The 22962-nt window shown below is 74.8% G+C and carries 28 protein-coding genes; 15 read left to right on the top strand and 13 right to left on the bottom strand.

The window, feature by feature from the left end; translation table 11 throughout:
* The first annotated feature begins 35 nt into the window (after positions 1-35).
* Genes HK417_RS18580 through HK417_RS25700 form a run of 4 tightly spaced genes read left to right on the top strand, consistent with a single transcriptional unit; the run spans position 36 to position 1710 of the window.
* Positions 36-530 carry a GNAT family N-acetyltransferase gene (locus HK417_RS18580; RefSeq protein WP_222269413.1) on the top strand — a complete coding sequence of 165 codons (495 nt, stop codon included), beginning with the start codon at positions 36-38 and terminating at the stop codon, positions 528-530.
* Positions 531-585: 55 nt separating this feature from the next.
* The gene (locus HK417_RS18585; RefSeq protein ID WP_222269415.1) at positions 586-1368 is read left to right on the top strand and encodes an isocitrate lyase/PEP mutase family protein; all 783 of its coding nucleotides are present in this window, start codon (positions 586-588) and stop codon (positions 1366-1368) included.
* Between the two features lie 10 nt (positions 1369-1378).
* Positions 1379-1516 carry a hypothetical protein gene (locus HK417_RS25695; RefSeq protein ID WP_261327244.1) on the top strand — a complete coding sequence of 46 codons (138 nt, stop codon included), beginning with the start codon at positions 1379-1381 and terminating at the stop codon, positions 1514-1516.
* A 35-nt stretch (positions 1517-1551) separates the two neighbouring features.
* Positions 1552-1710: a hypothetical protein gene (locus HK417_RS25700; protein ID WP_261327245.1), complete on the top strand. Its 159-nt coding sequence runs from the start codon at positions 1552-1554 to the stop codon at positions 1708-1710.
* On the opposite strand, the gene arr is transcribed toward HK417_RS25700, so the two are convergent.
* The 4 genes from arr to HK417_RS18610 all read right to left on the bottom strand — a co-directional run bounded on the left by arr (position 1707) and on the right by HK417_RS18610 (position 4403).
* On the bottom strand, positions 1707-2168 hold the full coding sequence (arr, locus tag HK417_RS18595) for an NAD(+)--rifampin ADP-ribosyltransferase (protein WP_222269417.1): 462 nt from the start codon (positions 2166-2168) through the stop codon (positions 1707-1709). The genes HK417_RS25700 and arr overlap by 4 nt on opposite strands.
* 119 nt (positions 2169-2287) lie before the next feature.
* Positions 2288-2953, bottom strand: coding sequence for a DUF3618 domain-containing protein (locus HK417_RS18600; protein WP_222269419.1), 666 nt, complete (start codon positions 2951-2953; stop codon positions 2288-2290).
* A 17-nt stretch (positions 2954-2970) separates the two neighbouring features.
* Positions 2971-3573 (bottom strand): phage holin family protein, encoded by a 603-nt coding sequence (locus HK417_RS18605; protein WP_222269421.1) that lies wholly within the window; start codon positions 3571-3573, stop codon positions 2971-2973.
* The gene (locus HK417_RS18610) at positions 3570-4403 is read right to left on the bottom strand and encodes a hypothetical protein (RefSeq protein WP_222269423.1); all 834 of its coding nucleotides are present in this window, start codon (positions 4401-4403) and stop codon (positions 3570-3572) included. Before HK417_RS18610 ends, HK417_RS18605 begins: the two co-directional genes overlap by 4 nt.
* 350 nt (positions 4404-4753) lie before the next feature.
* Here HK417_RS18610 and HK417_RS18615 point away from each other — a divergent pair, with 350 nt between their 5' ends.
* The gene (locus HK417_RS18615; protein ID WP_222269425.1) at positions 4754-5611 is read left to right on the top strand and encodes a siderophore-interacting protein; all 858 of its coding nucleotides are present in this window, start codon (positions 4754-4756) and stop codon (positions 5609-5611) included.
* Positions 5612-5632: 21 nt separating this feature from the next.
* On the opposite strand, the gene ypfJ is transcribed toward HK417_RS18615, so the two are convergent.
* Positions 5633-6556, bottom strand: coding sequence for a KPN_02809 family neutral zinc metallopeptidase (gene ypfJ, locus HK417_RS18620; RefSeq protein ID WP_222269427.1), 924 nt, complete (start codon positions 6554-6556; stop codon positions 5633-5635).
* A 213-nt stretch (positions 6557-6769) separates the two neighbouring features.
* On the opposite strand from ypfJ, the gene HK417_RS18625 reads away from it, so the two are divergent.
* Positions 6770-7216, top strand: a complete 447-nt coding sequence (locus HK417_RS18625) for a nitroreductase family deazaflavin-dependent oxidoreductase (RefSeq protein ID WP_222269429.1) — start codon at positions 6770-6772, stop codon at positions 7214-7216.
* A 13-nt stretch (positions 7217-7229) separates the two neighbouring features.
* Here the strand turns inward: HK417_RS18625 and HK417_RS18630 are convergent, their stop codons facing one another.
* Together HK417_RS18630 and HK417_RS18635 are read right to left on the bottom strand one after the other, a co-directional pair.
* Positions 7230-8264, bottom strand: coding sequence for an FUSC family protein (locus tag HK417_RS18630; protein ID WP_222269430.1), 1035 nt, complete (start codon positions 8262-8264; stop codon positions 7230-7232).
* 9 nt (positions 8265-8273) lie between these two features.
* Entirely contained in the window at positions 8274-8771 is a 498-nt protein-coding gene (locus HK417_RS18635; RefSeq protein WP_222269432.1) for a hypothetical protein, read from the bottom strand.
* Between the two features lie 124 nt (positions 8772-8895).
* Between HK417_RS18635 and HK417_RS18640 the strand changes: the two genes are divergently transcribed.
* Positions 8896-9861, top strand: a complete 966-nt coding sequence (locus HK417_RS18640) for an ABC transporter substrate-binding protein (protein ID WP_308123698.1) — start codon at positions 8896-8898, stop codon at positions 9859-9861.
* A gap of 13 nt (positions 9862-9874) precedes the next feature.
* Here HK417_RS18640 and HK417_RS18645 read toward each other — a convergent pair whose 3' ends face one another.
* A complete protein-coding gene (locus tag HK417_RS18645) occupies positions 9875-10927 on the bottom strand; it encodes a winged helix DNA-binding domain-containing protein (RefSeq protein ID WP_222269434.1) in 1053 nt (350 codons plus the stop codon).
* A 30-nt stretch (positions 10928-10957) separates the two neighbouring features.
* Positions 10958-11500 (bottom strand): GNAT family N-acetyltransferase, encoded by a 543-nt coding sequence (locus HK417_RS18650; RefSeq protein WP_222269436.1) that lies wholly within the window; start codon positions 11498-11500, stop codon positions 10958-10960.
* 155 nt (positions 11501-11655) lie between these two features.
* Between HK417_RS18650 and HK417_RS18655 the strand changes: the two genes are divergently transcribed.
* A complete protein-coding gene (locus tag HK417_RS18655; protein WP_222269438.1) occupies positions 11656-12081 on the top strand; it encodes a DUF1801 domain-containing protein in 426 nt (141 codons plus the stop codon).
* Here HK417_RS18655 and HK417_RS18660 read toward each other — a convergent pair.
* Positions 12066-12710, bottom strand: coding sequence for a phosphoribosyltransferase (locus tag HK417_RS18660; RefSeq protein ID WP_308123699.1), 645 nt, complete (start codon positions 12708-12710; stop codon positions 12066-12068). The genes HK417_RS18655 and HK417_RS18660 overlap by 16 nt on opposite strands.
* Positions 12711-12875: 165 nt before the next feature.
* Between HK417_RS18660 and HK417_RS18665 the strand changes: the two genes are divergently transcribed.
* Both HK417_RS18665 and HK417_RS18670 read left to right on the top strand, forming a co-directional pair.
* Positions 12876-13112: a three-helix bundle dimerization domain-containing protein gene (locus HK417_RS18665; protein WP_222269440.1), complete on the top strand. Its 237-nt coding sequence runs from the start codon at positions 12876-12878 to the stop codon at positions 13110-13112.
* 139 nt (positions 13113-13251) lie between these two features.
* Complete coding sequence (locus tag HK417_RS18670; protein WP_222269442.1) at positions 13252-14871, top strand: ABC-F family ATP-binding cassette domain-containing protein; 1620 nt, start codon at positions 13252-13254, stop codon at positions 14869-14871.
* A 26-nt stretch (positions 14872-14897) separates the two neighbouring features.
* On the opposite strand, the gene HK417_RS18675 is transcribed toward HK417_RS18670, so the two are convergent.
* Positions 14898-16226 carry an MFS transporter gene (locus HK417_RS18675; RefSeq protein WP_308123700.1) on the bottom strand — a complete coding sequence of 443 codons (1329 nt, stop codon included), beginning with the start codon at positions 16224-16226 and terminating at the stop codon, positions 14898-14900.
* 112 nt (positions 16227-16338) lie between these two features.
* Positions 16339-17517, bottom strand: coding sequence for an alcohol dehydrogenase catalytic domain-containing protein (locus HK417_RS18680; RefSeq protein WP_222269444.1), 1179 nt, complete (start codon positions 17515-17517; stop codon positions 16339-16341).
* Between the two features lie 276 nt (positions 17518-17793).
* Between HK417_RS18680 and HK417_RS18685 the strand changes: the two genes are divergently transcribed.
* The 4 genes from HK417_RS18685 (at position 17794) to HK417_RS18700 (ending at position 21602) form a co-directional block, all read left to right on the top strand.
* Positions 17794-18999: a M23 family metallopeptidase gene (locus tag HK417_RS18685; protein WP_261327247.1), complete on the top strand. Its 1206-nt coding sequence runs from the start codon at positions 17794-17796 to the stop codon at positions 18997-18999.
* Positions 19000-19192: 193 nt separating this feature from the next.
* Positions 19193-20110: a cation diffusion facilitator family transporter gene (locus tag HK417_RS18690; RefSeq protein ID WP_222269446.1), complete on the top strand. Its 918-nt coding sequence runs from the start codon at positions 19193-19195 to the stop codon at positions 20108-20110.
* Positions 20111-20139: 29 nt separating this feature from the next.
* Complete coding sequence (locus HK417_RS18695) at positions 20140-20658, top strand: metallophosphoesterase family protein (RefSeq protein ID WP_222269447.1); 519 nt, start codon at positions 20140-20142, stop codon at positions 20656-20658.
* Positions 20655-21602 carry a putative RNA methyltransferase gene (locus HK417_RS18700; protein WP_308123701.1) on the top strand — a complete coding sequence of 316 codons (948 nt, stop codon included), beginning with the start codon at positions 20655-20657 and terminating at the stop codon, positions 21600-21602. The genes HK417_RS18695 and HK417_RS18700 overlap by 4 nt, the downstream gene beginning before the upstream one ends.
* Here HK417_RS18700 and HK417_RS18705 read toward each other — a convergent pair.
* A complete protein-coding gene (locus HK417_RS18705) occupies positions 21592-21867 on the bottom strand; it encodes a GlsB/YeaQ/YmgE family stress response membrane protein (protein WP_308123702.1) in 276 nt (91 codons plus the stop codon). The genes HK417_RS18700 and HK417_RS18705 overlap by 11 nt on opposite strands.
* Before the next feature lie 293 nt (positions 21868-22160).
* On the opposite strand from HK417_RS18705, the gene HK417_RS18710 reads away from it, so the two are divergent.
* Positions 22161-22962 (top strand): cytochrome c oxidase subunit I (locus HK417_RS18710; RefSeq protein WP_222269451.1); only part of this gene is annotated, 802 nt, incomplete at its 3' end.

The following is a 22962-nucleotide window of genomic DNA, read 5'->3' on the forward strand; positions in this document are numbered from 1 at the left end:
GGGAAACGGGTTGACCCCGCGGGGACGCTGGGCGTGTGCCCGCCCGCGTCCGGCCGCTCACCGCCGAGGACCTCCCCGAGGTCGTCGCCCTCGCGCTCCGTGCCTGGGCGCCGGTGTTCGCCTCGATGGCGGACGTGCTCGGACCAGCGGTGTACGACCACCTCTACCCGGACTGGGCGGCTGCCCAGGCGCGGTCGGTGGCGGCGGGCTGCACCCGCGAGGGGACACGTGTGTGGGTCGCGGAGGACGAGTCCGGCCTGGCGGGGTTCGTGACCGTCGTCGTCCACGACGAGACGTACGACGAGCCGGACAGCGGGGAGATCGAGATGCTCGCGGTCGACCCGGCCCGGCAGGGCCGCGGCGTCGGCGGGCTGCTGACCGCCCACGCCCTCGACGCGATCCGGCAGGCGGGGTGCCGGATCGCGGTCGTCGCCACCGGCGGCGATCCCGGGCACGCGCCTGCCCGCCACGTGTACGAGCGGGCCGGCTTCCGGGCCATGCCGCTGGTCCGGTACTACCAGGCCCTCTGAGGCGGGAGGTGAGCAGCCACCCCTGGTGTGCGCCGGCGTCGCTAGGTTGGCAGCCATGCCGGATCTCGCCACGCGCGCCCGCACCCTGATGGAGCTGCACACCGCGCCGGAGATCCTGGTGCTCACCAACGTGTGGGACGTGGTCTCGGCGCAGGTGGTCGCCGCCACCGCCGGCGTCCGGGCGCTGGCCACCGCCAGCCACGGGATCGCGGCCACGTTCGGCTACGAGGACGGCGAGAACATCCCGCTGGACCTGCACCTGGACATGGTCGCCCGGATCGCCGCCGCGGTGGACCTGCCGGTGTCGATGGACATGGAGGCCGGCTACGGCGACCCGGGGGAGACCACCCGTCGGGCGATCGCCGCGGGCGTCGTCGGGGGCAACCTCGAGGACCAGATGAGGCCGCTGGACGACGCGGTGGCCGCCGTCGAGGCGGTGCTGCGCGCCGGCCGGGACGCCGGCATCGACTTCGTGCTCAACGCGCGCACGGACGCGTTCGTCCGCACCGGTCCCGACGCCGACCGGTCGGTCGTGCTCGCCGAGGCGGTGCGCCGGTGCCGGGCCTACCTCGAGGCCGGCGCTCCCGTGGTCTTCGTGCCCCGGGTGGTCGACCGGGAGGAGATCGCGGCCCTGGTCGACGGAGTGGGCCCCGGGCGGCTCTCGCTGATCAGCGTGCCCGGGCGGTCGCTGCCGGCGCGGGAGCTGCAGGACCTCGGCGTCGCCCGGGTGTCCACCGGCCCGTTCACCCAGCGGGTGGCGCTCACCGCCCTGCAGGACGCCGTCGTCGACATGGTGGCCGGGGGCACGTTGCCGGCCGGCACGCGCGAGCTCAACTGACCTGCGCCCGGTGGCCGGGCGCGGGGGCCGGACGCAGCATCGGGGGCACGTCGCCGACGAGACGGATGGCCCCGCCGCCATGACCGTGCGGATCTCCCAGCTGCAGGAGCGGGACGAGCTGCGCGACGACCAGGCGGCGCTGGCCTGAGCTACGTCACCGGGCGGGCCCGGGAGACCGTCGCCATGGCGCGCGAGGTCTTCGGCGGGACCGGGATCGTCCTGGGCCACGACGTCATCCGGTTCTTCACGGATGCGGAGGCGCTGTACTCCTACGAGGCGACCCGGGAGATGAACACCCTGATCGTCGGGCGGGCGATCACCGGCATCAGCGCCTTCCACTAGTCCTCGATGACGTCCAGCCCCTGCTCCCGCAGCTGTGCCAGGTGGTCCAGCATCTCCTTCAGGACCTGCGGGTCATGGCCCTCCCAGCCGTCCACCTCGCCGACGACGCGCAGCGGATGGCGGGTGCGGTAGGACCGCGTCGGGTTGCCGGGGAACCTCTTGTCGGTCACGTTCGGGTCGTCCTCGAAAGGGCCCAGGGGCTCGACGGCGTAGATGTGTCCCCGCTCCTCGATGCCGGCCAGCGCGGTCGCCAGCTCCGCTCCCCAGGCGGCCGTGTCCATGAGCGCGGTGAAGTAGATGTGGTTGGACACCCGGCCCTCCTGGAAGTTGGAGCCGTAGCCGGGGACCAGCTCATCGCCGGCCTGGAGCGCGGACTTCGTCCCGTGGAAGAAGGGCCCTTCGACGTGCGCGCAGTGGTCGTAGGTCACGGGGACGCGGGTGCTGCCGTTCTCGCCCATCGCCGTCCTCTCCTGGCGGGCCGTCGTGCCGGTAGGGGGAGGGGCCCAGCCGCCCCCATGACGTACGACGGCCCCCGGTGCGGTGCACCGGGGGCCGTCCTACGTACGTGCGGCGGGGGTCAGGAGGAAGCGTGCCCCTGCACGGTCTGCTTGGAGTCCTGGGCCTGGCCCTGGACGTCCTGGGCAGCCGACTGGCCCTCGGCCTTGACCGTCTGCACGCCTTCCTGAGCGGTCTCCTTGACCGACTGGACGGCGTCCTGGGCGGCCGGCTTCAGGTTGTCGCCGATCTCCTGGGCCACGTTCTTCGCCTGGTCGACCAGCGGCTGGGAGTGCTCCCGGACCGCCGACTCGGCCTGCGAGGCGAGCTGCTTCTCCTTCTCGCTGGTGGGCAGGAGGGAGGAGACCAGCCAGCCGACGCCGAAGGCGATCACGCCCGCGGCGAGGGGGTTGCCCTGCGCCTGGCGCTGGATGGTCTGCGGGGCCGACTGCACGGCGTCCATGGCGGTGCTGGCGGCGTTCGAGACGTTCTCCGAGGCCGTCGATGCCGCCCCCTGGACGTTGCCGGCGACGTTGGAGGCCGTGCCGCTGGCGTGCTGGCCCGTCTGGTGGGCCGCGCCGAAGACGCGGTCCTTGAGCCCGCTCACCGTGCTCTTGGCCCGGCCGACGCGGCGGTCCACGACCCGGGTGGGGTTGACCTTCTCGTTCAGGGCGTCGACGTCGTAGCTGAGGTTGCTACGGGTCTCCTCGATCTGGCGCCGGATCACTTCCGGGTCGCTGCTGGTCATGTCTGTCTCCTGTCCGGTCAGTTGGGCTTGAGGGCGCCGGGCACCTGCTGGAGGGTCTCCACGGTGCGCTCGGGCTTGGGGTTGACCTGCTTGAGGCCGGAGAAGTCGATCTGCTTCAGCTGCTTGCGGCCCATGGAGTAGAGGACCGCGGCGATGATCAGCCAGAGCACGGCCACGATGAGCGCCGACCAGCTGTGGCCGACCAGGTGCGACAGCGCCCACCAAAGCGCGATGGAGAGGAACAGCACGCCGATGTGGCCGGCGTAGCCGGCGCCACCGAGCATCCCGGCGCCCTTGCCCGCCTTGGCGCCCTGCGCCTTGACCTCGTCGGTCGCCTTGTTCGCCTCGGCCCGCAGCTCCGCCTTGGCCAGCTCGAGCTCCTGGCGCATCAGCGTCGACATGTCCCGGGTGACCTCGCCGATCAGGTTGCCGACCGACACACCCTCGACGTCCGGGTGTCCTTCGTCGGTCATCGGCTGAGCGTCCCCGAGGTGCTGGGTGGTGTTCTGCGTCTGGCCGTACTCCTCGGCGGTGGCCGGCGGTGCGTAGCCCGTCGAGCCGGTCTGCGTGTAGCCCGTGCCCGGCTGGCCGTAGGGCTGGCCGCCAGTAGGGGAGCTCACAGCCGCTCCTCCCCGGAGGTCCGCGCCGGGTCGTCCCAGCCGGACGCGGTGGTCCCCGAGGTGCCCTCCGACGGAACCGTGCCGTACGGCGGCGGCGGAACGGCACCGGTGGTCCCGGTGGTCGAGTACCCGGGCGTGGTGCCGGTGGTCTCGTACGCCGGCGTGGTGTAGCCGGTGGCCGGGGTGTCGGCGACGTAGTTCGTGCCGGTGGTGTAGCTGCCCTCGGCGTAGACCGGGCCGGGAGCGTCGTACGCCCGCTGCGGGGTGTACCCGGTGGTCGAGGAGCTGTCCTCCTTGTGCGCGGCCACCACACCGGTGGTCAGCCGACCGGCGACGACACCGGCGACGGCCGCGCCGAGCAGGAACACGCCCGGCTTGCGGCGGGCGAAGGCGCGCACCTCGTTGACCAGGTCACCGGGCTCGCGGGCCTGGATCCAGCCGGCGAGCTCCTCGACCTTGTCCCCGGCCTGGCGGACCAGGTCGGCGGCGGGACCGGACGGCGTCTGGCCGCCGCCCTCGACCATGGTGCGCAGCTGCTGGGCGATGTCGGACAGGCCCTGGCCGGCCTTCTGCTGGCCGGTGCGTGCCTGGGACTGGAGCTGCTGGCGGCCCTGCGCCACCAGGTCCTGCGCCTGGCGCTTGGTCTCCTGGGTGACCTGCTTGGCCTGGTCAGCAGCGGTCGAGGCGACCTGGCTGCCGGCCTGCGCGGCGGTCTGGCCCACGTTGCGGGCCTCGTCCTTGGCGACGTCCGTGGTTGACGGGGTACCCGTCACGCCGGTGGCGCCACTGGCCGGCGGCGGCTGCGTCGGGGTGCCGATGGAGTGGGTCATCGTTCCTCCTGTCGTGCGTCGGGTCCGTGACTGTGGTGCTGATGTCCGGTGTGGGCGTCCGTGCCCGGTGGCGACCCCGCCCGCACGAGGGACACCGCCATCGCCGGCCGGGTGGCCGGGTGGTGGTGCGGGTCGCGGGACGGCGTGTGGGCACCGGGAGGTGCCCAGGTCGGTGTCGCTCGGCTGGGTCCCACCTGGCCTCGGTGGGACGCCGTCCGTCGGAGCACCTGGTACCCGCAGCGATCTACGCCGTAAACAGGAAGATCGACGTTGCGATCGAGCACACAGGCGGGACCCGTACCCTGCCCCAGGCAAGGCAAGGCTTTCCTTCATCGTCTGAGGAGTGGTGGATGAGCGGTCCGGCGCGCGGGCAGAAGCGGCCGCGGGTCGCGCGGGTCGGCGAGGTGGTGCGCACCTCGCGGGTGACCCCGCACATGATCCGGGTGGTCCTCGGCGGCGAGGGGCTGGCCGGCTTCCCGGCCGGCGAGTTCACCGACCACTACGTGAAGCTGCTGTTCCCTCCGCCGGGCGCCCCCTACGGCGCCCCGTTCGACGTCGAGCAGGTGCGCGCCGAGCTCCCCGCCGAGCTGTGGCCGGTCACCCGCACCTACACCGTGCGGTACTGGGACGCGGGGGCCGGCGAGCTGACGATCGACTTCGTCCACCACGGCGACGAGGGGCTGGCCGGGCCGTGGGCCGCCGCAGCCGCCCCCGGCGACCGCATCCAGTTCCTCGGTCCGGGCGGCGCCTACGCCCCGCACCCGGACGCCGACTGGCACCTGCTGGCCGGGGACGAGAGCGCGCTCCCGGCGATCGCCGCCTCGCTGGACCGGCTCCCGGACGGTGCCCGCGCCATGGTGTTCCTGGAGGTCGAGGGGCCGGCGGAGGAGCAGGCCGACCTGGTCGTGGACGCCCCGGCCGAGCTGGTGTGGCTGCACCGGGGGGACCGCGCACCGGGGGTCGCGCTGGTCGACGCCGTCCGGGCCTGCCCGCTGCCGGAGGGCACCGGGCACGTCTTCGTCCACGGGGAGGCCGGCCTGGTCCGCGAGCTCCGCCGTCACCTGCGGGCCGAGCGGGGGCTCGCGCCGGAGTTCACCTCGATCTCCGGCTACTGGCGACACGGTGACACCGAGGACCGCTGGCAGGCCGGGAAGCGGGACTGGAACGCGCAGATCGAGGCGGAGGAGCGGGCGCTCGCCGCCGGCTGACCCCGGGCCCGGTCGCCGGGGTCAGCCGAGGTCGTCGGTGCTGAACGTGTCGCACACCGCCGGGTCGCCGGACTCGTAGCCGGTGGTGAACCACAGCCGGCGCTGCTCGGAGGAGCCGTGGGTGAAGGCGTCCTGGTCGATCGTCCCGCCGCCCAGGTTCTGCTGGATGAAGTCGTCGCCGATCCGCCCGGCCGTGTCCAGGGCCCGGTCGACGTCGTCCTGCGTGATCTCGGCGATCAGGGGCGCGCCGGAGTCGTCGGGCACGGTGGTCGCGTGGTTCGCCCAGGCCCCCGCGTAGCAGTCGGCCTGCAGCTCCAGCCGCACGGTGCCGCTGGCCGGGCCGGTCTCGCCCGGCGTCACCTGCGCGTTCGTGCCGAGCAGGTTCTGCACGTGGTGCCCGTACTCGTGGGCGAGCACGTAGGCGTTGGCGAACAGCCCGCCCTCGGCGCCGAACTGCGTCCGCAGGTCGTCGAAGAACGTCAGGTCGATGTAGACCAGCCGGTCGGCCGGGCAGTAGAAGGGGCCCGACCCGCTGGTCGCACCGCCGCAGCCGGTCTGCACCTGGCCGGAGAAGAACACGGTGTCGGCGGGCTGGTAGTCGGGCAGCGACCGGGTCCAGAAGTCCTGGATGGACTCGATGTCGGCCACGACCGCGCACTCCACGGACTCGTTCGCGTCCTCGCTGCTCCGGCAGGACTGCTCCAGCGCGGCGTTGTCGGCGGTCTGCCCGCTGCCGAGCCCACCGAGGACGCCCGCGAGGTCGGCCGTCCCCCCGCCGCCGCCACCGCCGAGCACCTGCACGAGGACGACGACGATCAGGCCCACCAGCCCGAGCCCACCGCCGCCGACCGCCAGCCCGCGCCCGCCGCCACCGATGCGCCCACCGCCGCCGCGGCGGTCCTGGACGCCGGAGGTGTCGAGGCTCCCGCCTTCCCGGTACCTCATCGGCAGGCCTCCTCGTGGGGTCCGGTCGGGCGCAGGACGGGTGACCCCGGCCCCTCCGCTCCCGGCGGGACGCTCCCGCCGCCGCGGTGACACTCTGCCGCCGCCGTCCACCGGGCGCATCCGGACCCGGGCCCCGGCAGGTCGACGACGGCTGCTGGGTCGCCGGCGCCGGCGCCGGCCGCGCGGTCCGCGGCGCCGTCCTAGGGTCGGGTCATGCCCTTGGAAGGTGAGTACGTCCCGAGTCCGGAGAAGTGGGTGCGGGAGCAGGTGGAGGTGTACGAGCGCACCGGCGGCCGCGAGGCCAACACGCTGCCCGGGCGCACCGAGCCGGTGGTCGTCTACACCACCCGCGGTGCGCGCAGCGGGAAGATCCGCAAGTTCCCGCTGATGCGGGTCGAGCACGACGGGGTCTACGGCATGGTCGCCTCCGACGGCGGTGCCCCCAAGCACCCGACCTGGTACCACAACCTCAAGGCGCACCCGGACGAGGTGACCGTGCAGGACGGCGAGCGGGTGATGGACGGCGTCGCGCGGGAGCTGCACGGCGAGGAGCGGGCGCAGTGGTGGGAGCGCGCGGTCGCCGCCTATCCCGACTACGCGGACTACCAGGAGCGCACCGACCGGGAGATCCCGGTGTTCGTCGTCGAGCCGAAGGGCTGAGGAGCCGGCGGTCTCAGGCGCCGGGGCCGAGGTCCCGGTGGATCCGGGCGGCCACCCACGCCGCCGGCGCGTCCTCCTTCCGGGCCCGCGCACCGAGCAGCGCCCACCCCAGGTCGGCGACTTGACGTGACCGGCGTAGCTGCGCGTCGGCGCCCGGCGCGGCGAACAGCTCCGCGCGGGCGGCGGTGGCCACCTCGTGCTGCGCCACCAAGGCGTCGCGCAGCGCCCGGTCGGCGGGACCGTTCGGCGGCGCCGCGGCGGCGGTCAGGGCCCGATCCACCGCGGCCGGCAGGCGGCGGCTGCCGGTGCGGGGGAACAGCAGGAGCCCGGCCACGAGCCCGACCGCGATGCCGACCAGGGTCTCGCCGAGGCGGATGCCGATCAGCACGGCCCCCGGGGTGCCCGGCGCACCGAGGTGCACGAGGGACAGCGCGACCGGGGTGATCAGGGCGACCGCCAGCACGTACAGACTGGCGATGAGCAGCTCGATGCCGACCAGCATCACGCCGACCACCGCGACGGTGACGCCGACGGGGAGGTCCAGCCAGAACAGCACGGCGGTGACCACGGTGCCCAGGAGCGTGCCGGTCACCCGGTGCAGCGCGCGGGCGCGGGTGTGCCGGGCGTCGGTGCCGAGCAGGACGGCGACGGCGGTGGCTGACGCCCAGTAGGGGCTGTGCAGCCGCAGGACGGCGGCCAGGGCCCCCGCAGCGCCCGCACCCAGCCCGATGCGCGCCGCGGTCGGCACCCAGACCGGGGCGTACCGGCGTGCGGGTGGGTCGGGTGGTGCCACGGGGCCGGCGGGGGACGGGTCGACGGAGGGCAGGGCCCGCAGGAAGCGGGCCTCCAGCTCGTCGAGCCGAGGGCGCAGGGACGGCCGCCGCCGGCTGCCCCCGGCGACCGCGACGTGCGCCACCCGCACGGCGCGGGCCACGGCGTCGGGACGCGCGGCGCGCAGGCCCTCGCGCTCGGCGCCGGCCACCGCCGCCGGGGCAACGGCCACCGCGCGGCGCTCGGGACCGGCCGGGTCCCACGACCAGGCGGCCATGACCACCAGTCAGGCGAACGCCCCGCCCCCGGCAGCGGTGGCCACGTGCTGCCCGACCGCCCCGGCGTCAGCGCCGAGCGTGCTCGCGCTGCCGCCGACGAGCACGGCCATCAGCGGGCCGGGCGGGCCGATCTGCCAGATCGCCGTCGCCGCCGTCGTCGTCGCGGCGAGCACGCCCAGGACGACGGCGAGCACGAACGGGTGGGGTCCGGCGAGACCGCCCAGCGCCACGGCCGCGACCAGGACCAGCGCGACGCCCGCCGACACGACGGCGCGGCGCCGGTAGGGGAGGGCGTGCCCGTAGATGGCGGTGAAGCCGCCCAGGGCCGCGGCGGTCCCGAGGTCGGGGCGGTCCAGGGGGAGGAACAGCACGAGCGGCAGCACCACGCAGGGGCCGGCCGACAACGCGCGGCGCCGGTGAGCCGCCCACAGCGAGGCCGCCGGCGGCAGCGGCGGGCCGAACAGGTGCGGGGCGGCCCGGCGCAGGGCAGCGGTGGGGCCGGTCACGAGGGGCATCGTCCGCCGTCCGGCCGCCGCCGTCGTGGTCGCCGGTCACTGCGAGGGGGCGAGTTCGATCACCCGGACCGGGCTGGTTAGCCTTGCCTAAGTCCCGTGAGGAAGTGAGGCAGTGGTGCGCGGTGTCACGAGCAGGAGCGCGGTCGCGCTGACGGTGGTCGGGGTGCTCTCCCTGACCGCGTGCGGGTCGTCCGGCACGGACGGGGAGCCCGCGGCCGCGGCGCAGGAGCAGACCCGCACGGTGACCCACGCGCTGGGGACGACGGAGATCGTGGGCGAGCCCGAGCGGGTCGTCGTCCTGGACACCGGAGAGCTGGACGCCGTGGTCGCGCTCGGCATCATCCCGGTCGGTGCCGTGCGCACGGACGTCAGTTCCGAGCTGCCCGGCTACCTGCAGGACGCCGGCGCGGACCCGGCCGAGATCGCCGAGGTCGGCACGATCAACGAGCCCGACCTGGAGCGCATCGCCGCCCTGGAGCCGGACCTGATCCTCTCCAACGCCGTCCGGCACCGGGAGATCTACGACCAGCTGAGCGCGATCGCCCCCACCGTCCTGGCCGAGGACGTCGGCGACACCTGGAAGGAGAACCTCCTCCTCGACGCCGAGGCCCTCGGCCGGCGCGCGGACGCCGAGGAGCTGCTCGCCGAGCTCGAGGCCCGCGCCGCCGAGGTGGGCGCCCAGTTCGGGGACCCGTCCGCGCTGGAGGTGAGCGTGGTGCGCTTCGTCGGCGCCGGCTCGGTGCGGCTCTACGGCGAGGGCTCCTTCATCGGCACCGTGCTGGCCGACGCCGGCTTCGCCCGCCCGGAGGTGCAGCGCACGCCGGAGACGTTCGTCGAGGTGGGGCCGGAGGAGATCGGCCAGGCCGATGGGGACCTGCTGTTCTCCGCCGCGTACGGCGACGAGGGCCAGTCGGACCTGAGCGGGCTGACGACCGGCGGCCTGTGGCAGTCGCTGCCGGCGGTGCAGCAGGGCCGGTCGCACGCCGTCGACGACGACCGCTGGTTCCTGGCCATCGGCCCGCTGGGCGCGGGGCTGGTGCTGGACGACCTCGAGGAGGTCGCCGGCCAGCAGCCCGGCTGACCGGGGCGCCGGCTCACGGCAGCGCCGCGTACGCGGCCCGGGCGCGGGCCTCGACCTCCTCGGTCAGCTCGGTGAACAGCTCGAGCTCCAACGGCCGGCCCTTGCCCCGACCGGCCCGCCAGGCGCCCACCACCCGTCCGCCGCTGACCACGGTCGCGCGGAACATGCCGTTGCCGCCCGGGACGATCCGGTCGGCGAACTCGGCCGGCACCGTGCACGTCCGGTCGGCGTAACCGAGCACGAGCTCGTCGAAGCCGGGCAGCAGCAGGACGCCGTCGGCCTCCGCCCGGGCCGCGGCCAGCCGTCCGGGGGTGCCCGGGTCCAGCCAGTGCTCGGTGCCCCCGGCCTCCAGCCGCTCCAGCCGGTCGCGGGCCTGCGCGAGCCCGGCCCGCGCGTCCCGCACCGGCACCCCGGCCCACCGGACCAGGTCGGCGACCGTGGCCGGGCCGTGGCCGGTGAAGAAGCGCAGCGCCAGCTCGCCGAGCGCCTCGTCGCGCTCGAGCCGGCGGCGCGACCGGACCCACTCATCGAGCAGGACGAACAACTGGTCGCCGTCGTCCATCGGGCCGAGGCAGAGCGAGCCGGTCTGCGCGAGGTACCAGAGCAGGTGGTAGCCGCGCTGCCCGTCCGTCGGGACGCCGCCGTCCGCGAGCAGTGCGAGCACCTCCGCGCGCCGGAGCCGGCCGCCGCCGGTCAGCGCGGGCACCACCAGCTCCCGGGCGCGCTCGACCTCCGCCTCGGTGAGCCCCAGGCCGGCGCGGCGGGCGGCGGCGCTGGCCAGCACCCGGGGGCCGAGCAGCTCGCGCATCCAGGGCAGGTCCTCGGCGGCGGTCAGGTGCAGGGTGCCACGCATCGGCCAGGAGCGGACCACGGTGCCGGAGTCGAGCGCGGCGACCACGCCGGCGCGCGTCCCGTCGGCGGAGCGCAGCGCCACGGAGGTGAGCGCGCCCGGCAGGTCCTGCGCCTGCACCGCGGTCAGCCGGCGCACCACCCCGGCCGCGTCCAGCTCGCGCGGGCCGATCAGCCCCTGGGCCGCCATCCGCAGCAGGCCGAGTTCCGACGTCATGGGGCGCAGCGTGGCATCGGGTACCGACGGTCAGCGCTGGAGTCGCACGTAGACCATGTCCTCGGCGTCCGGCTCGGTGGTCAGCGGGCGGAACCCGGCACCCGCCGCGGCCCGCAGGCTGGCCGCGTTGTCCGGCTCGATGCCCAGCACGAACTGCTCGACGTCGGCCAGCTCGGCGGACTCGGTGAGCGCGCGCAGCGCCGACCGCCCGTGGCCCTGCCCCCAGCGTGCCGGATCCACGACGTAGGCCGCGCCCATCGCCCGTCCCTCGAGCACGGCGGTGACCTCCTCGGTGGCCGGTTCCCACAGCGTCCAGCGGTCGTAGACGTCCCCGCCGATCTGCGCGACCGGAACGCCCTCGTCGTCGAGCGCCACGTACGAGTGCGCCCGGAGCACCTGGCGGCCGCGGAAGTCGTCGTCCCGGCGGACCGCGGTGCGCAGCGCGAACTCCCGCTCCGGCCACGTCCGGCCGCCCAGCCGGCGCTGCACCTCGGGGTGGTCGAACCAGGGCAGGACGGCGGCGAGCAGCTCGGGCTCCAGCGGCACCAGCCGGAGTGCGGGGACGGCGGCCACCGGCCCACCTTGCAACACCGTTCGCGCGGCGTCATCCGGAGGCGCCGCCCGACCCGGGCGCCGCGGCACGCGTGCCGGGGAGGACGCTCTCGGTGGGACGGGCACCGCGGCGGCGCCGCCCGCGCTACCGTCCCGCCACAGCCGGAGGGGGCCCCATGACCGACGAGATCGACGCCTGGTTCGCCTCCGCGGGGCCGCGCGAGGGCGACCTGCGGGGGGTGGACGCGCTCGTCCAGGCCGCGGCGCCGGGAATCGACCGGCAACTGGTCCCGGCGGGCAGCGGGCAGATGCTGGGCTACGGGCTCATGCCCTACCGGCCGAAGTCGGCCAAGGAGACCACCATGTGGCCGCTGATCGCCCTCGCCCCGCAGAAGCGGCACCTGTCGCTGTACGTGTCCGCCGTCGTCGACGGTCAGTACCTGGCCGAGTCCCGGGCCGCGGAACTGGGGAAGGTGTCCTGCGGGAAGAGCTGCATCCGGTTCGCCTCGCTGGACCTGGTCGACACCGTGGCACTGGACCGGCTCCTGCGGGACGCCGTCGCCGCCACCCGGGCCGGCGGGAACGACTACTCCGCCTCCTGACGCGCGGCCCGCAGCAGCGCCACGACCTCCGCGTCCGGGATCTGCCCGAAGTGCGCGTAGTGCGCGCTGACCGCGCCGAACGGCCGCGGCGTCGCGACGCTCACCACCTCCACGCCGTCGGCGGTCAGCCGCCGGACCGCGTCGGTGGCGCACACCGGCGCGGCGAGCACGACCCGGACCGCCCCCAGGGCCCGGACCACCGCGCACGCGGCCCGCGCGGTCGCGCCGGTGGCCACGCCGTCGTCCACCACGATCGCCGCCCGGCCGGCGAGCGGCAGGCGGGGCGCCACCGCCCTCAGCCACCGCACCCGCCGGTCCAGCTCGGCGCGCTCCCGGGCCTCCACCTCCTCGAGCGCCTCCGGCGCGATCCCGGCCCGGCGGACGACGTCGGGCGAGTGGACCGCCGCGCCGTCCTCGCCGATCGCCCCCATCGCGAGCTCGGGGTGGCCGGGCACGCCGAGCTTGCGGACCACCACCACGTCCAGCGGAGCGGCCAGGGATGCCGCCACCTGCGCGGCCACCGGCACCCCACCGCGGGGCAGGCCCAGCACGACGGCGTCCTGCCCCCGCAGGTGCTCGAGCCGGGCGACGAGCTGCCGGCCGGCGTCGGCGCGGTCGCGGAACAGCACGGTGCACCTCCGGTCCCGCCGATCGTCCTCCCCGCGGCGCCCGGCGACACGCCGGGGCGCCGGGACGCGCCGGGATCTGTCCCGCCTGGCGGAACGGCCCTGGTGTTATCGAGGCGGGTGAGACAGCCTGGTTCCCGAACCCACCCCACCGTCGGAGAGGACCACGTGACCCGCTCCAGGATCCCGTCCCCTTCCCCGTCCGTCGATGACCTCCGTATCGACCTCGCGGTCGACCTCGCGGTCGACCGCCTGGCCGAGGAGTTCGACGACCGCGCCGAGACGCAGACCGTCGTGGACGTGGTCCGTACCTGCCGCAACGACCTCAGCGGCGTGCCGGCGACCGCCCTGCCCGAGCTGGTCGAGCGACTGGCCCGTCACCGCCTGCTCGTCGCCGTCGGCTGACGAAGGACCCCCTTCCACCCCACGCTTCGCAAGCTCGGCGCGGAGCCCTGGAAGGGGGCCGCTCCAGCACGTCACCACGCTCGCGGCGGGTTCCTGCAGGGAGGCCGATCCCACTTGCCAGCACCGGCACCATGACGGCGTGGGCTCCGTCGATGTCACCGGTGTGCGGCACACCCTCCCGGACGGGAGGGTGCTGCTCGACGCCGTCTCCTTCCGGATCGGCGACGGGGCCCGCGCCGCGCTGGTCGGTGAGAACGGCGCGGGCAAGACGACGCTGCTGCGGATCATCAGCGGCGACCTGACCCCGGAGGCCGGCAGCATCAGCCGCGCCGGCGGGCTCGGGGTGATGCGGCAGTTCATCGGGTCGGTCCGCGACGAGACCACCGTCCAGCGGTTCCTGGTCGACCTCGCGCCCCCGGCGGTCCGGGCCGCGTGGGACGCGGTCGAGAACGCCGAGCTCGCACTTATGGAGACCGACGACGAGCCGACCCAGCTTGCCTACGCCGCGGCCCTCGGGCACTGGGGTGACGTCGGGGGGTACGACGTCGAGGTCACCTGGGACACCGTCACGGTCGCGGCGCTCGGCGTCCCCTACGACCGGTGCAAGTACCGCGAGCTGTCGACGCTCTCCGGGGGTGAGCAGAAGCGGCTCGCGCTGGAGTGGCTGCTGCGTGGCCCCGACCAGGTGCTGCTGCTCGACGAGCCGGACAACTACCTCGACGTGCCCGGCAAGCGCTGGCTGGAGGAGCGGCTGCGGGAGACCCGCAAGACCGTGCTGTTCGTCTCGCACGACCGGGAGCTGCTGTCCCGCGTCGCGGACCGGGTGGTCACCGTCGAGGGCGGCACGACCTGGGTGCACGGCGGGGACTTCGCGGCCTACCCCGCGGCCCGGATCGCCCGGCACGAGCGCCTGGCCGAGGTCCGCCGGCGCTGGGAGGAGGAGCACGAGCGGCTCGTCGAGCTCGTGCGGACCCTGCAGCAGCAGGCCAAGAACTCGCCGGACATGGCCTCCCGCTACTCCGCGGCGCAGACCCGGCTGGCACGGTTCGAGGCCGCCGGGGCGCCACCGGACCGCCCACCGGAGCAGTCGGTGACGATGCGGCTGCGCGGCGGGCGTACCGGCGTGCGGGTGCTGGTCGCCGAGCAGCTGGAGCTCGACGGGCTCATGCGGCCGTTCGACCTGGAGGTCGACTACGGCGACCGGATCGCCGTGCTCGGGTCCAACGGCGCGGGGAAGTCGCACTTCCTGCGGCTGCTGGCCGGGCAGGAGGTGGCGCACCGCGGTGGCTGGCGGCTCGGGGCGCGCGTCGTCCCCGGCTTCTTCGCCCAGACCCATGCCCACCCGGACTGGCTCGACCGCACGCCGGTCGACCTGCTGTGGCACGGCGAGCCGGGGCGGCCGGGCGTCGACCGCGGCCGGGCGATGGCGACGTTGCGCCGGTACGGGCTGGTGGTGCAGGGCGACCAGCCCTTCGGGTCCCTCTCCGGCGGGCAGCAGGCGCGCTTCCAGGTCCTGCTGCTGGAGCTCTCCGGAGCGACGTTGCTGCTGCTCGACGAGCCCACGGACAACCTCGACGTGCTCTCCGCGGAGTCGCTGGAGCAGGCGCTGGCCGCATTCGACGGCACGGTGATCGCCGTGACGCACGACCGCTGGTTCGCCCGCACGTTCGACCGGTTCGTGGTGTTCGGCGCCGACGGGCGGGTGTACGAGTCACCTGAACCGGTGTTCGACGAGGCCCGCGTGCAGCGCGCCCGCTGAGCCGCCCGGGCCGGCCGGCGGGGCCGTCAGCGCAGCATCGAGGCCATCGCCCGGTGCCAGGCCGCGACGTCGGCGTCGACGGCGCCCTCCGGGGAGCGGGCCTCCATCGCCGCAGGGGCGGTCGCGGCGAGCTCCGCGGCGACCGCGGCCGCCTCTGCCCGCTCGGCGCGCTCGCTGCGCATGCCGGCCGCGGCGATGCCCGCCCCGATCAGCGCGAGCACCGCGCCCACCCAGATCGGCGCCGAGTACCCCAGGCCGAGGCTGAGCGTCGCCGCGCCGAGAGCCGCGCCCAGGGCGTTCGCCAGGTTGAACGCGGCCTGGTTGGCCGCCGACACGAGGCTGCCGCCGCGCACCCGGGCCGCGTCGATCGCCCGGTTCTGCACCGCCGGGCCGAGGGCGAAGGCGACGACGCCGAAGAGCACCAGCGTGGCGACCGCGGCGACGGGGGAGGTGGCGACCATCGCGAACACCCCGAGCACGACGGCCGTGGCGACCAGCCCGACGGCGATGAAGGAGGACCCGAAGCGGTCGCCCAGCCGGCCGCCGACCAGGGTGCCCGCCGTCGTCCCGATGCCGAACAGGGCCAGCACGACGGTCACCGCGCCCTCGGGCAGGCCGGCCAGCTCGGTCAGGATCGGGCTCACGTAGCTGTACACGGAGAAGAGCGCGGCGAAGCCGACCGTGGTGATGGTGAGCACCAGCCACACCTGCCGACGGCGGAACGCGGACAGCTCCGACCGGAGATCGGTCGGCTCCCCGGCCCCGCGCGGCAGCCAGGCGGTGAGCCCGGCGATGGTGACCAGCCCGATCACCGCGACCCCGGCGAAGACCAGCCGCCAGCTCAGCTGCTGGGCGACGAACGTGCCCAGCGGGACGCCGACGACGTTGGCCAGCGTGAGCCCGACCATCATCAGCGAGATGGCCTGGGTGGCCTTGTGCGCGGGCACCAGCCGCCGGGCGGCCACGGCGCCGACGCCGAAGAAGGACCCGTGCGCCAGGGCGGTCAGCATCCGCGCGCCGACGAGCGTCGCGTACCCGGGCGCCAGCGCCGAGAGCGCGTTGCCGACGGTGAAGACGACCATCAGCGCCACCAGCGTCTGCCGCGGCGTGAAGCGGACGCCCAGGGCGGTGAGCGTCGGAGCGCCGATGACGACGCCGAGCGCGTAGGCGGAGATGAGCAGGCCGACCGCCGAGACGGAGACGTCGAGGTCGGCCGCGACCTGCGGCAGCATGCCCATGATCACGAACTCGGTCGTGCCGATGCCGAAGGCACCGATGGACAGGGCGAGCAGGGCGCGGGGCACGAGGAGGACTCCGGACTGGCAGGGGACGGGCGGCTGGACGTCGCCGTCCACCTCTCAACCAACGGCAGGGCCGCCGGGGTCTTCCACCTCAGGGGCCATGAGGTCCATCACGTCCCGCCGCGGGCCGCGCACCGTCCGTGCACGGCCCGCCGGGCAGGAGGGATCAGGGCTTGAGCAGCACCTTCACCGCGCCGTCCTGCTTCTGCCGGAAGGTCTCGTACGCCTGCGGCGCCTGCTCCAGCGGCACGTGGTGGGTGGCGAAGGTGTCGACGGCGAGCGGGTCCTCGTCGGTCAGCAGCGGCAGGATGTCCGGCACCCAGCGCCACACGTTGGCCTGGCCCATCCGCAGCTGGATCTGCTTGTCGAACATCCGCATCAACGGCAGCGGGTCGGTCGCGCCGCCGTAGACCCCGGACAGCGAGATCGTGCCGCCCCGGCGCACGGCCTCGATCGAGGTGTTCAGCGCGGCCAGCCGGTCGACGCCGGCCACCTGCATGACCTTCTCCATCAGTGCGTCGGGCAGGAGCGCGCTGGCCTTCTGCGCGAAGCTCGCACCGGGGGAGCCGTGCGCCTCCATCCCGACCGCGTCGATGACCGCGTCGGGGCCGCGCCCGTCGGTCTGGTCGCGGATCCAGGCGACGACGTCGGCCTGCTCGGTGCGGTCCAGCACCTCCACACCCCGCGCGCGGGCGCGGGCGACCCGCTCGGGCACCGTGTCGCAGGCGAACACCCGGTGGCCCAGGTGCCCGGCGATCCGGGCAGCCATGTCGCCGATCGGCCCGAGGCCGAGGACGAGGACCGTGCCGCCGGGCGGGGGAGCGGCGTACTGCACCGCCTGCCAGGCCGTCGGCAGCACGTCGGAGAGGTAGACGAACCGGTCGTCGGCCGGGCCGTGCGGCACCTTGATCGGCAGGGTGTTGCCGAACGGCACGCGCAGGAACTCGGCCTGCCCGCCGGGCACCTGGCCGTAGAGCTTGGTGTAGCCGAACAGCGAGGCGCCCATGCCCTGCTCGCGGTTCTGGGTCGTCTCGCACTGGCTCTGCAGGCCCTGCGAGCACATCCAGCAGGTGCCGCAGGAGATGTTGAACGGCACGACCACGCGGTCGCCGGGGGCCACCTCGGTGACCGCGGCACCGACCTCGCGGACGATGCCCATCGGCTCGTGGCCCATCACGTCGCCGACGGTCATGAACGGGGCCATGACCTCGATGAGGTGGAGGTCCGACCCGCAGATGCCGCTCGAGGTGATCTCCACGATCACGTCCGTGGGCTCCTGGATCGTCGGGTCCGGGACGGTGTCCACCTGGACGTCGTCGCGGCCGTGCCAGGTCACTGCGCGCATGGGGGTGCTCCTCGGTCTCGGGAGCCCCGGACCGGCCGCGACGGGGTCGGGGGGCCCGGTCGGGGGCGTGACGTCGGTCGCCTACCCGTCACAGCATGTCTCGACGCATGACGCGCTTGCAGGAGTGACGTCACGCAGCGTGCGCGCTTGGCAGCATCTGTTGTGACTTCGGCCACTTGACCTCGTGTGCATGCCTGCGCGCTGGGATCACGAACAGGTCACGGCGTGTTTACATGACTCGCGTTGTGTTTTCAGCCGCTGACGAAAGACAGGTGCATGGACCCGCAACATCTCGCCCGGATCGACGACGACGGGTCGATGCGCCGCTGGCGCGGTGGCACGGCCGGTGGGGGCTCCGCCTCCGGGTCCTCGTCGTCGACCGCACCGGATGTCGCGGTGCTCGCACTGGTCGCCCCCCGCGCCGAGCCGGCCGACGTCTCCGCCCGGCGGGGTGAACTCGTCCTCGCCGGCGCGCCCGCGGCCCCGTCGCCGGCCATCCCGGCCCCACGCGGCGGCTCGGCCTCCGACGACTGGCCGCTGCCGGCCGAGCTCGAGCTGCTCGACCTCGCCGAGGACTGGCCGCTGGCCCCGGACGCCGGGCTGCTGGGCGCCGGGTCCGTGGACTTCTCCGGCAACGTGAACTTCTCCGGCAACACCGTGGCCGAACTCGGCGACGAGCCGGCGCCGTCCGGCCCGGTGACCGACCCGTTCGCCCCGGAGCAGGTCGTGGCCGCGCTCGCCGCGGGGCGTCGGGGCCGGCACCGCCGGCCGCCGACGCGCACCCGCCGCCCCGCCCTCTACCTCGCCGCCGCGCTGCTCGGTGCGGCCGGCGTCGCCGGGACCGCGGCGGCCGAGATCGGGACCACCGAGACCGAGACCGCCGCCGCCGGGAAGCCGATCAGCGTCGCCGAGGAGCTCGGGCTCCTGCAGGCCGACCCGCAGACCCTCACCGGGGACCAGGCCGCGGTCCGGCTCCAGGAGATGGTCGCCAGTCGCGCCGAGCGCGAGGACGCCCAGGCCGCGGCCGCCCAGGTGCAGGCCGACGCAGACCGGGCGGCCCAGGAGGCAGCGGCGGAGGCCGCCCGCCCCCGCGCGGCCATGCCCGTGCACGGCGCCCGGATCAGCAGCGGCTTCGGCTACCGCTGGGGCACCCTGCACGCCGGCATCGACTTCGCCGCCCCGCTGGGCACCCCCGAGTACGCCGCCGCCGACGGCGTGGTGGTCCGGGCCGGCGCGGCCAGCGGCTACGGCCTCGTCGTGTACATCCAGCACGAGAACGGCGACGTGACCGTCTACGGCCACATGCAGGAGATCCTCGTCGAGGAGGGTCAGGCGGTGAAGGCCGGCGAGGAGATCGCCACGCTCGGCAACCGCGGCCAGTCCACCGGCCCGCACCTGCACTTCGAGGTGCACGTCGGCGGCATCGACGGCGAGAAGATCGACCCGCTGCCCTGGCTGCGCGAGCGCGGCATCCAGGTCTGAAGGACGTCGAAGGACCCTGCTGCCCCCCACGCGTCGCGAGCTCAGCGCGGGGCCCCGGCAGCAAGGCCTGAGCCCCGCCACTCGCAGGCTCGCGGCGGGACCCTGCGAGGGGGCTGGATCGAGGTTCCTGGCATCCTGGTCTGACATGCGGCAGAGTGCATGCCAGAACGGGGACCGTCCAGGGAGGCAGGCGATGGGGCACGACCACGGGCACGCCCATGGCACCGTGGCAGCCGGACACCGAGGCCGGCTGACCGTCGTCCTCGCGCTCACCGGCACGGTGTTCGTCGTCGAGATCGTCGGCGCCCTGCTCTCCGGCTCGCTGGCGCTGCTCGCCGACGCCGGGCACATGGCCACCGACGCCCTCGGGATCGGGATGGCCCTCGCCGCGGTCACCCTCGCGCAGCGCCCCGCCCGCGGCCGGCGCACCTTCGGCCTGCAGCGCCTGGAGGTCCTCGCCGCGGTCGCGAACGGCCTGCTGCTGCTCGGCGTCGGCGGCTACGTCCTCGTGGAGGCGGTGCGCCGGATCGGCGACCCACCGGAGATCCACTCGGGCTGGATGCTCTCGGTGGCGCTGCTCGGCCTGGCTGTGAACCTCGGCTCACTGGCGCTGCTGCGGTCCGGGCAGAGCGACTCGCTGAACACCCGCGGCGCCTACCTGGAGGTCCTCGGCGACGCGCTGGGCTCGGTCGCCGTCATCGCGGCCGCCGTCGTCATCGCCACCACCGGCTGGACCGCGGCGGACCTGCTCGCCTCCTTCGTGGTCGGGTGCCTGGTGCTGCCGCGCGCCTGGTCGCTGCTGCGGGAGGCGTTCGACGTCCTGCTCGAGGCGGCGCCGCGCGGGGTGGATCTCGAGGAGGTGCGCGCCCACGTGCTGGGCGTCTCCGGCGTGCTCGCGGTCCACGACCTGCACGCCTGGACCATCACCTCCGGGCAGCCGGTGCTGTCCGCGCACGTCGTCGTCACCGACGAGGTGCTCGCCGACGGCCACGGCGGCCGGGTGCTCGACGCCCTGGGCGCGTGCCTCGGCGACCACTTCGACCTCGCGCACTGCACCTTCCAGCTGGAATCGGCGGGGCACCAGGGCCACGAGTCGCCCGTCCACGACTGAAGGGGGCAGCGGCCTGGGACGATGCAGCCGTGTCGGTCTCGGTGGTCCTCGTCGCGGACACGCACGTCCCCAAGCGCGCCCGGGACCTCCCCCCGCCGTTGTGGGCGGCGATCGACACCGCCGACGTCGTCGTGCACGCCGGTGACTGGGTCGACGTCGCCCTGCTCGACGAGCTCGAGCGCCGGTCGCGGCGGCTGGTCGGGGTGTACGGCAACAACGACCACGGGGCACTGCGTGAGCGGCTGCCCGAGGTGGCCCGGGTGGAGATCGAAGGGGTCCGGTTCGCCGTCGTCCACGAGACCGGCGACGCCAAGGGCCGGGAGCGCCGCTGCGCGGAGCGGTTCCCGGACGTCGACGTCCTGGTCTTCGGCCACAGCCACATCCCCTGGGACACGACCGCGCACACCGGCCTGCGCCTGCTGAACCCGGGCTCGCCGACCGACCGCCGGCGCCAGCCGTTCGCCACCTACCTGACCGCCACGGTCGGCGGGGGAGCGCTCGGCGACGTGACCCTGCACCGGCTCCCGCCCCGCCCGGCGGGCCGGTGAGCCTGCCTCCGCTGCCCCCGGCGGCGGTCGCCGTGCTCGCCTGCCCGGTCTGCGACCGGCCGGTGCACGCCGACCCGGCCGGCCTGCGCTGCCCGGCCGGCCACGCCTTCGACCGGGCGCGCCAGGGGCACGTCACGCTGCTGCCGCCGGGCGGCACCCCGCACGCGGGAGACTCGGCGGCGATGGTCGCCGACCGGGCGGAGTTCCTCGCCGCCGGCCACTACGCCGGGGTCACCGCGGCGCTGGCGGACGTCGCGCTGGCCGGCGGACCGCCGGAGACCGTGCTGGACGTCGGTGGCGGCACCGGCGCGCACCTGGCCGGAGTGCTCGACCGGGCGCCCGGTGCGGTCGGCGTCGTGCTGGACGCCTCGCGCTACGCGGCGCGGCGGGCCGCCCGGGTGCACCCGCGGGCGATGGCGGTGGTCGCCGACTCCTGGGCGCGCTGGCCGCTCCTGGACGGGAGCGTGGACCGGGTGCTGGTGGTGTTCGCGCCGCGCAACGGGGCGGAGACCGCGCGGGTGCTGCGGCCGCAGGGCCGGCTCGTCGTCGTCACGCCGGCGGCCGACCACCTGGTCGAGCTGGTCGGACCGCTGGGGCTGCTGTCGGTCGACCCGGCGAAGGCGGAGCGGCTGACCGCGTCACTGGCGCCGCACCTGCGGTGGGTCGCCTCGGCGGCGCACCGGGAGGAGCTCCTGCTGGACCGCGCGGCGGTGCGCACGCTGGTGGGGATGGGGCCGCACGCCCGGCACCTGGCGGCCGACGAGCTCACCGCCCGCATCGCCGCGCTCCCCGAGCCGGTGCGGGTGACGGTCGCGGTCGACGTCGGCACCTGGGTGCCGGCCCAGAGACGGGGTCCTTCTCGCGACGAGGGCCCGGCCGGACGGCCGGGCCCTCGTCGGGCAGGGGTGCCCGCGGGTTCGCGGGGCGGGCGGGTCAGCGGGTGACGCGCCGGCGTTTGCCGGTGGCGGCCACGTAGATGAACAGCACCAGGATCGCGCCGATGATCGACGCCCACCAGCCGCCCAGGTCGAACCGGAAGCCGTCGCCCTTGAACAGGCTGAACAGCAGGTTGCCCACGACGGACCCGATGAGACCCAGGACCAGCGTGGCGACGATGCCCAGGTCCTGCTTGCCGGGTACGACAGCGCGGGCGATCAGACCGGCGACGAAGCCGATGATGATCGCCAGGATGATGCCTCCGATGTCCACGGATGAGACCTCCTGAGCGTGACGGCACGGCCGTCGGCGCTGGTCCGTCCAGCGCAAGATCATCGATGCCCGGTCGCGTCCCGGCGAAACCCCTGAGGGTCCGGACCGACCGCGTGTCACCCGATCGGGTGACCCACCGAGCCGTTGGCCTGCGCGAACGCCCACCCGCGTGCGACCGGGGGCCGGTCGGTCGGCCGCCACGCGCGTCCGGTACGGGCCCTGGAACAGGCCTGCGGCGCTCCGGCGCCCTCGCCCGCCGCGTCCGCCGGTGCGGCACCGTCTAAGCTCCGAGCGTGACGATCGCACCCGCCCCGATCGTGAGCCGGCCGAGCCCGGTCCACGAGGCCGAGAAGGGGTCGCGGCTCCTCTCGCTGCTGCGCACCACCGACCACAAGACCATCGGCCTGATGTACACGACGACGTCGTTCATCTGGTTCTTCGTCGGTGGCCTGATGGCGCTGCTGATGCGCGGCGAGCTGGCCCGCCCGGAGCTGCAGTTCCTCTCACCCGAGCAGTACAACCAGCTGGTCACGATGCACGGCACGATCATGCTGCTGTTCTTCGCGACGCCGATGTTCTTCGCGTTCGCCAACCTGGTCATGCCGCTGCAGCTGGGTGCGCCCGACGTCGCCTTCCCCCGGCTGAACGCCTTCTCCTTCTGGCTGTTCTTCTTCGGGTCGTCGCTCGCGGTGTCGGGGTTCCTCACCCCGGGCGGCGCGGCGGACTTCGGCTGGTACGCCTACACCCCGCTGTCCACCGGCGCGCACAGCCCCGGCGCCGGCGGTGACCTGTGGATCGCCGGCCTGGCCGTCAGTGGCCTGGGCACGATCCTGGGCGCGGTCAACTTCATCGCGACGATCGTCTGCCTGCGGGCGCCGGGCCTGACGATGTTTAGGATGTCGATCTTCACCTGGGGTGCGCTGACCACCAGCATCCTCATCCTGCTGGCCTTCCCGATCCTGACCGCGGCGCTGATGGCGCTGCTGGCCGACCGGCACCTGGGCGCGCAGGTCTTCACGGCCGAGAACGGCGGGCCGATGCTGTGGCAGCACCTGTTCTGGTTCTTCGGGCACCCCGAGGTCTACATCATCGCGC

Origin of the sequence: Modestobacter marinus (genome assembly GCF_019799945.1) — a bacterium.
In the GTDB taxonomy this organism is placed as follows: Bacteria; Actinomycetota; Actinomycetes; order Mycobacteriales; family Geodermatophilaceae; genus Modestobacter; species Modestobacter marinus_B.

Bases quoted from the DNA above. Each gene is read 5' to 3' on its own strand.
- HK417_RS18615 (WP_222269425.1), top strand. From the start codon at position 4,754: ATGAGCGGTCCGGCGCGCGGGCAGAAGCGGCCGCGGGTCGCGCGGGTC.
- HK417_RS18645 (WP_222269434.1), bottom strand. From the start codon at position 10,927: ATGACGTCGGAACTCGGCCTGCTGCGGATGGCGGCCCAGGGGCTGATC.
- HK417_RS25700 (WP_261327245.1), top strand. From the start codon at position 1,552: ATGGCGCGCGAGGTCTTCGGCGGGACCGGGATCGTCCTGGGCCACGAC.
- HK417_RS18610 (WP_222269423.1), bottom strand. From the start codon at position 4,403: ATGACCCACTCCATCGGCACCCCGACGCAGCCGCCGCCGGCCAGTGGC.
- HK417_RS18685 (WP_261327247.1), top strand. From the start codon at position 17,794: ATGGACCCGCAACATCTCGCCCGGATCGACGACGACGGGTCGATGCGC.
- HK417_RS18585 (WP_222269415.1), top strand. From the start codon at position 586: ATGCCGGATCTCGCCACGCGCGCCCGCACCCTGATGGAGCTGCACACC.
- HK417_RS18630 (WP_222269430.1), bottom strand. From the start codon at position 8,264: ATGGCCGCCTGGTCGTGGGACCCGGCCGGTCCCGAGCGCCGCGCGGTG.
- HK417_RS18680 (WP_222269444.1), bottom strand. From the start codon at position 17,517: ATGCGCGCAGTGACCTGGCACGGCCGCGACGACGTCCAGGTGGACACC.
- arr (WP_222269417.1), bottom strand. From the start codon at position 2,168: ATGGGCGAGAACGGCAGCACCCGCGTCCCCGTGACCTACGACCACTGC.
- HK417_RS18625 (WP_222269429.1), top strand. From the start codon at position 6,770: ATGCCCTTGGAAGGTGAGTACGTCCCGAGTCCGGAGAAGTGGGTGCGG.
- HK417_RS18690 (WP_222269446.1), top strand. From the start codon at position 19,193: ATGGGGCACGACCACGGGCACGCCCATGGCACCGTGGCAGCCGGACAC.
- HK417_RS18655 (WP_222269438.1), top strand. From the start codon at position 11,656: ATGACCGACGAGATCGACGCCTGGTTCGCCTCCGCGGGGCCGCGCGAG.
- ypfJ (WP_222269427.1), bottom strand. From the start codon at position 6,556: ATGAGGTACCGGGAAGGCGGGAGCCTCGACACCTCCGGCGTCCAGGAC.
- HK417_RS18600 (WP_222269419.1), bottom strand. From the start codon at position 2,953: ATGACCAGCAGCGACCCGGAAGTGATCCGGCGCCAGATCGAGGAGACC.